The organism is Streptomyces hokutonensis (genome assembly GCF_042751305.1).
GTDB lineage: Bacteria > Actinomycetota > Actinomycetes > Streptomycetales > Streptomycetaceae > Streptomyces > Streptomyces hokutonensis_A.
The window spans coordinates 1-6,144 of sequence record NZ_JBHYWD010000055.1; the positions used below are offsets into that span (position 1 = coordinate 1).

General features: G+C 68.9%; 4 protein-coding genes. 1 reads left to right on the forward strand and 3 read right to left on the reverse strand.

The features are described 5' to 3' along the window. Positions 1-42: 42 nt before the first annotated feature. The 3 genes from ACFXC1_RS51140 to ACFXC1_RS51150 are packed head-to-tail and all read right to left on the reverse strand — an operon-like array spanning position 43 to position 3,535. A complete protein-coding gene (locus ACFXC1_RS51140; RefSeq protein ID WP_381257353.1) occupies positions 43-2,319 on the reverse strand; it encodes an FtsX-like permease family protein in 2,277 nt (758 codons plus the stop codon). Further along, positions 2,316-3,014: an ABC transporter ATP-binding protein gene (locus ACFXC1_RS51145; RefSeq protein WP_381257356.1), complete on the reverse strand. Its 699-nt coding sequence runs from the start codon at positions 3,012-3,014 to the stop codon at positions 2,316-2,318. The genes ACFXC1_RS51140 and ACFXC1_RS51145 overlap by 4 nt, the downstream gene beginning before the upstream one ends. Continuing rightward, entirely contained in the window at positions 3,011-3,535 is a 525-nt protein-coding gene (locus tag ACFXC1_RS51150; protein ID WP_200713318.1) for a PadR family transcriptional regulator, read from the reverse strand. The genes ACFXC1_RS51145 and ACFXC1_RS51150 overlap by 4 nt, the downstream gene beginning before the upstream one ends. A gap of 824 nt (positions 3,536-4,359) precedes the next feature. Between ACFXC1_RS51150 and ACFXC1_RS51155 the strand changes: the two genes are divergently transcribed. Continuing rightward, positions 4,360-5,874: a sialidase family protein gene (locus ACFXC1_RS51155; RefSeq protein ID WP_381257360.1), complete on the forward strand. Its 1,515-nt coding sequence runs from the start codon at positions 4,360-4,362 to the stop codon at positions 5,872-5,874. Positions 5,875-6,144: the final 270 nt, after the last annotated feature.

Here is a 6,144-nt window from a genome sequence, read left to right on the forward strand (position 1 = left end):
GACCGGCTGACCGCAGCCGGTCCGAACCCACCGCCGTTCCTGCTACTCGTTGCGTGCAGTTTCGGGTCCCGTGATCCGCCTGAGCAGCGGCATCGTGGACGCGATGACCGCCAGCGAGGCGACAAGCCCCGCGAGCACGATCACGTAGTACTGGATTCCCGGTGCCCGGATCGAGTAGTTGAACTGCGCCTGTACGAACAGTTGGGCGGCCAGGAAGCCCATTCCGATCGCGACGACCGCGACGGCCAGGAGTGGGACCGCGCTCTCCAGCAGTACCACCCGGCGCAGCACCCCGAGCTGTGTACCGGTCAGCCGCAGCAGGCTGAAGGGGCGCTTGCGATCGCGCAGGCCCCCGGCCACGCTCACCGCCAGGCTGCAGCCGGCGATGGGGAAACTGACCAGGATGACCACGTTGGCCAGTTGCTGGTATCCGGCGAGCTGTGCGCCACTTTGGGCATGGTCCTCGCGGACGGTCCACGGAACGTCCTGGTCGGGATACGTGTTCACGAGGATGGTGCGCGCGCGTTCGATCGTCGAGGTCAATCCGTCGGTGGCCACGACGATCTCGTGGGCCGGCAGGCGGGCGAGTCGCTGGGCGGAGATGCCGGCGGCGGGCCATGCCGTGGGCCAGTGCTGCCAGGAGTAGGTGCCGAAGGTGCCGTAGTCCCGGCTGACCGACGCCGCTTCGGCCCCGGGGGCGCAGGCGCTGTGGGCCGGCATCTTCGCGAGCTCGGCGCAGGAGGCCAGGCCGGCCACCGGCGGTTTCCCGGAGCCCTGGGGGCCGAGCCAGGCTGGGTCGGTGGTGCCGAGCGGGTTCGTGTGGATCGTCAGCACACCTTTTACGCCCGGTACGGAGGTCAGGTTGCTCAGCGTGGCCGGCGAGAGCGGGGGCACGCCTACGTCACCCCCCTGGACGTAGTCGGCGACGAGGGCGCCGGCAATCGCGGGGGTGCCCTTCGGGATGCCGCGCTCGGCGTTCAGCGAGCCGATGATCCCGACAGCGGTGCTGGTGACGCACAGAGCGAGGACGAGTCCGCTGACCGCGCGGAAGCCGGCCTTCGGGTCGTCCGCGAGTCGTCGGCCCGCGACGAGCAGCGCTGGCCGGCTGGTGCGGCGGGCCAGGACGCGGGCTCCGGCCATGGTCAGCCAGGGTCCGGCGATGACGAGTCCGGTGAGGACCAGGAGGATTCCCCCGACGAAGACCCAGATCTGGCCGTTGGTGCTTCGGGGAACCCGGCCGATGACATAGGAGAGTTCGGCGATGCCGGCGGCCAGCGGGATCAGCCGGTAGACCCGCGGCGGGCGCGGTGTGACGCGGCGGCTGACCCCCAGCGGGGAGACACGCACGCGGCGCAGGGCAATCCGTGCCGCGATCGCGGCCCCCACCGGGACGGCGATGGAAACGAGGAGAATGTCGCCGGTCCGGAGCGTGAGGTCGCCGGCGAAGTACGGCGTACGCGTGAGGTTGACGGCCGCCAGCTGTGTACGGAACACGTAGAAGAGCCCGAAGCCGACGGCGGTACCGATGACCGCGGCGACCGCCGATTCCACGGCTGCGATCAACGAGATCTGCCCCGGTGTGGCGCCCACCAGGCGCATCGCGGCGAAGCGCTGCTCACGGCGGGCGGCTGCCAGCCGGGTGGCCGTGCCGATGAGGATGAGCACCGGGAAGATCAGGGCAGTGCCCGTGACGGAGAGGATGAGCTTGATCCCCTTGTTGTCGATGCCCGCCCTGACCGTGCAGTTCGTGCCGTTGCAGCTGCTGGGGGTGACGGTGGTGATCGAGGTGACCCGGGTGGCGTCGTGCTGCTTCGCGAGCTGGTCGGGGCGGTGGCCGATGACGACGACCAGGGAGTCTGGGCCGGGAAGCGCCGCCTTGCCGACCGTGCCGACCTCGTGACCGGGATACCGGTCGGCGAGTTCGGCGGCCGGGGCGGCGTGCAGGAGTTTACTGAGGGCCGGTGAGGCGTAGTACTCGCCCGGTCCGGGCAACTGCGAAAGGCCCGGTGGGACCGGGGAGTTCGGGCCGGTGGCGGCGACGTCGACACGGCCGATGGTTTTGCCGTCGAAGTGGTCCGCCCTGAGCAGCCACCACAGCGGGTCGGTGTCTGCCTTCGCTGCCGACTGGCTCGATGTCCTCGTGCCGGAGCCGGTGTTGAGCCAGGCGTTGCGGCTGTTCTGGGTGGCGGTGGCGTTGATGGCCGCCAGGATGCTCAGCAGCAGGCCGACGCCGAGGGCGACGGCGGCCGCGATGACGGCGAGTCGGGCAGCTGCCTCCCTGCCGCCGCTCAGGGTGAGGCGCAGGCCGAGGCGGATCACGGAGTGAGCCGTTCGACGAAGAGCGGCGTGACCTTGCCGTCGCGGACGATGACTTCGCGCTTCGCGAAAGCGGCCACCCGCGGCTCATGGGTGACGAGAACGACGGTGGTGCCCTCCTCCCGTACGGAGGCGACCAGCAGATCCATCACGTGCTCGCCGGTGAGCGAGTCGAGCGACCCGGTCGGCTCGTCCGCGAACAACACCTTGGGCCGGGAGACCAGGGCGCGGGCCAGGGCGACACGCTGTGCCTGTCCCCCGGAGAGTTCGCCGGACCGGCGCCCCTCAAGACCGTCCAGACCCAGCCGCCCGAACCACGATCGGGCCTCGGCCAGCGCGCTCGCCCGGCGGGACTTCGCGAGCAGCAGCGGCAGGGCGACATTCTCCTCCGCGGTCAGCTCGGGGACGAGCTGACCGAATTGAAAAACGAAGCCGAACCGGTCCCGGCGCAGCGCGCTGCGCTCGGGCTCGCCCTGGGTGTCGACGCGGCGGCCGTCGAACCAGATCTCGCCCGAGTCGGGTACGAGGATCCCCGCCAAGCAGTGCAGCAGCGTCGACTTGCCGGAGCCGCTCGGCCCGGTGACGGCCAGGATCTCGCCGGCACGGGCACAGAGGTTCGCACCCTGTAACGCGGGCGTCTGCCCGAACGACAGGACAGCCTCTCGCGCTTCCACGAGGAAGCCGTCGTCCGCACTCATGAGCGCACCTCCGCTGTCAGAGCGGCGAGCCGCGCCACGGTCTGCTCCATCCACCGCAGATCGGCCTCCAGATGGAACACACCGTGATCGGCCAGCAGCGAGTCGATCGTGCTGCCGCTCCGGCGCAGTTCGGTCAGCTCACGCATCCGCTCCATGTGGGCGGCACGCTGGATGTCGAGGTACACCCGGGGGTCGCGCTCCAGCAGCAGCGCCAGTACGACCTTGGTGAACAGCACCGTCTGGAGGTGCGGTTCACCCTCGACCGGCTCGGTCAGCCAGTTCTCGACCTGCGTCACCCCCAGCTCGGTGATCACATAGCGCTTGCGGTCCGGCCCCGAACCGGGCCCGGTATCGCCGACCTCGACCTTCCCGTCCCGGGCCAGGCGCCCCAGGGTCGAGTAGACCTGCCCGGCGGGCAGCGGCCTACCCCGGCCGAAATAGGTGTCGTAGTCGCGCTTCAGGTCGTAACCGTGGCTCGACTCCCGTTCAAGGAGTCCGAGGAGCGCCAGAGGAACAGTCATACCTCAGTATCTACACTCAGTATCTAGTCGGCGTCAATGGACGAGTTGACCCGATACCAGGCTGGGATGACTGACGACGACGAAGGTCTGCCAGCGGACGCGGACCCCTTGAAACACCCGACCGCCAGGGGGTGGGCGGACACGCTTCCATCAGCGATCAACCGGTGCCACCGGGACCGGTGACAGCGTCCCCCCGGATTCGGGATCCCCTGGCGCGCGGTTTACTTAGCACTCTCGCATGAAGAGTGCTAACGCGTGGGGTGCTGAGCTGCTCTTTCACTGCAGATGCCGGGACTCAAAGGGACGCTCCACCACAGCCGACATCCGCGACGCACGCAAGCCGTCAACCTTGACCCCCTCCGACCGCTCAGCAGAGGCCTGATGCCACCGCCGCACCACACAGACAGCGGCAGCCCAGCTCGACTCTGAGGTCTGGGGATCAGGAGGGGTCTTCGACTGCTTGACCAGAGAAATGTGAAACAGGCACTTACACCGCCCGCGGCGTCGAGCTGCTGACCTCCATCCGCCGTCCCCGTGGCGTCGGCTGCCCGTAAAACGTGGTGCGGCAAGGCGGGTCATCGGGGTGTTCGAGGGTCAAGGGGGCGTCAATTCCCTGTGGTTCGGGCGGTGTTGCACCGGAAAGCGTTGACATGGTCATGCATGCCGCAGCAGAGTGGCGGCGTCCTTCAGCACGTCCTGCACGACGTTCGGTTCGGCCGGGCTCCGCCCGCCCTGATGGCGCGGACGTGTACGAGGCATGCTCCCGACCCCACTTCGCGGCGCACCGATGCCGGACGTGCCCCTTCTTCGAAAGGGAACGGATCATGTCCCTGGCATCCTTGCTCCACCGCCTGGCGAGACCCGGCCTGGTGACGGCGGCCCTCGCGGCCGGCTTGCTGGCCGTGTCGACGACCACCGCCGGCGCCGCACCCGCCCTCACCCAGATCAGCACCGACCCCTACACCAACACCACCAGCCAGCACGCCACCGAGGTCGAGCCGGACACCTTCTCCTACGGCTCCACGATCGTCTCCGCCTTCCAGGTCGGCCGGTTCAACGACGGCGGCTCCTCCAACGTCGGCTTCTCCACCTCCACCGACGGCGGCGCCACCTGGACCAAGGGCTTCCTGCCGGGCATCACCACGCAGGCGGGTGGCACCTTCCAGCGGGTCAGCGACCCCTCAGTGGCCTACGACGCCAAGCACAACACCTGGCTGATCTCCACCATCCCCATCACCTCGTCCGTCACCGTCCCCGAGGTCTTCACCAGCCGCTCCACAGACGGTGGGCTGACCTGGAGCAACCCCGTCATCACCGCGACCGGCTCCAGTCTCGACAAGAACTGGATCGTCTGCGACAACACCGCCACGAGCGCCTTCTACGGCAACTGCTACACGGAGTACGACAACAACGGCGACGGCGACCGTCTGAAGATGACCACGTCGAGCGACGGCGGTCTCACCTGGGGCGCCTCGAAGAACACCGGCAACAACGCCACCGGCCTGGGCGGCCAGCCCGTCGTCCAGCCCAACGGCACGGTGATCGTCCCGGCCGCCAACGCCTCCGAGACATCGATCCTCGCCTTCCGGTCCACCAACGGCGGCAGTACCTGGACCTCGACCACCACCATCGCCACCGTCAGTACCTTCACCGTGCACGGGAGCCTGCGCAGCGGCCCGCTCCCCTCCGCCGAGATCGACGCCGCCGGCAAGGCGTACGTCGTCTGGCAGGACTGCCGCTTCCGCGCCGGCGGGGGCTCCTGCACCTCCAACGACATCGTGATGTCCACGACCACCAACGGCACCACTTGGTCGGCAGTGACCCGCATCCCGATCGACGCCACGACCAGCACTGTCGACCACTTCATCCCCGGCCTCGCCGTCGACCCGGCCACCTCGGGCACCACCGCCCACCTGGCGCTGGCGTACTACTACCACCCGGTCGCGAACTGCACCGCCACCACCTGCCAGTTGGACGTCGGATACGTCTCCTCGACCAACGGCGGCAGCACCTGGACGGCGCCGACCCAGCTGGCCGGCCCGATGACCCACTCCTGGCTGGCGAGCACCACGCAGGGCACCATGGTCGGCGACTACATCTCCACCTCCTTCTCCGGCGGAACGGCACACCCCGTCTTCGCCGTCGCCTCGGCCCCCAGCGGATCGGTCTTCAACGAGGCGATGTACACGCCGACTTCAGGCCTCACCGCAGCCGCCGGCACTGCCACCGCCACGACCGCCACCGCACGCGACAACGCCCTCTCGGCCCGCCTGGCCGCGATCGCCTACGCGCAATGGCTGGCCAACGGCGGCACCGGGGGCGGCGAGGACAGCCCCTGACCGACCGACCATGAACGCAACAACCGCCCCGGCAACTGCCGGGGCGGCTCCACACCATGTCTCCTCCGAGCCGGAGGGTCTGCTGCGCCGACCTGAGGCGCACCGAGCCTGACTGCGCGCCGCTCGACTGGAAGAACGGCCAGCTAAAACCCACACTGCAATTCGAATCAGCCGATAGCCAGAGCCGCCTGCTCAGACTCGATTTTGAAAAGCCTCACGGTCTTGCGCGCGGCACCCTTTAGTTGATGATTTCGGCGCGATCATCCACAC

Coding starts and splice junctions, on each gene's coding strand:
- ACFXC1_RS51145 (WP_381257356.1), bottom strand. CDS start 3,014: ATGAGTGCGGACGACGGCTTCCTCGTGGAAGCGCGAGAGGCTGTCCTG.
- ACFXC1_RS51150 (WP_200713318.1), bottom strand. CDS start 3,535: ATGACTGTTCCTCTGGCGCTCCTCGGACTCCTTGAACGGGAGTCGAGC.
- ACFXC1_RS51155 (WP_381257360.1), top strand. CDS start 4,360: ATGTCCCTGGCATCCTTGCTCCACCGCCTGGCGAGACCCGGCCTGGTG.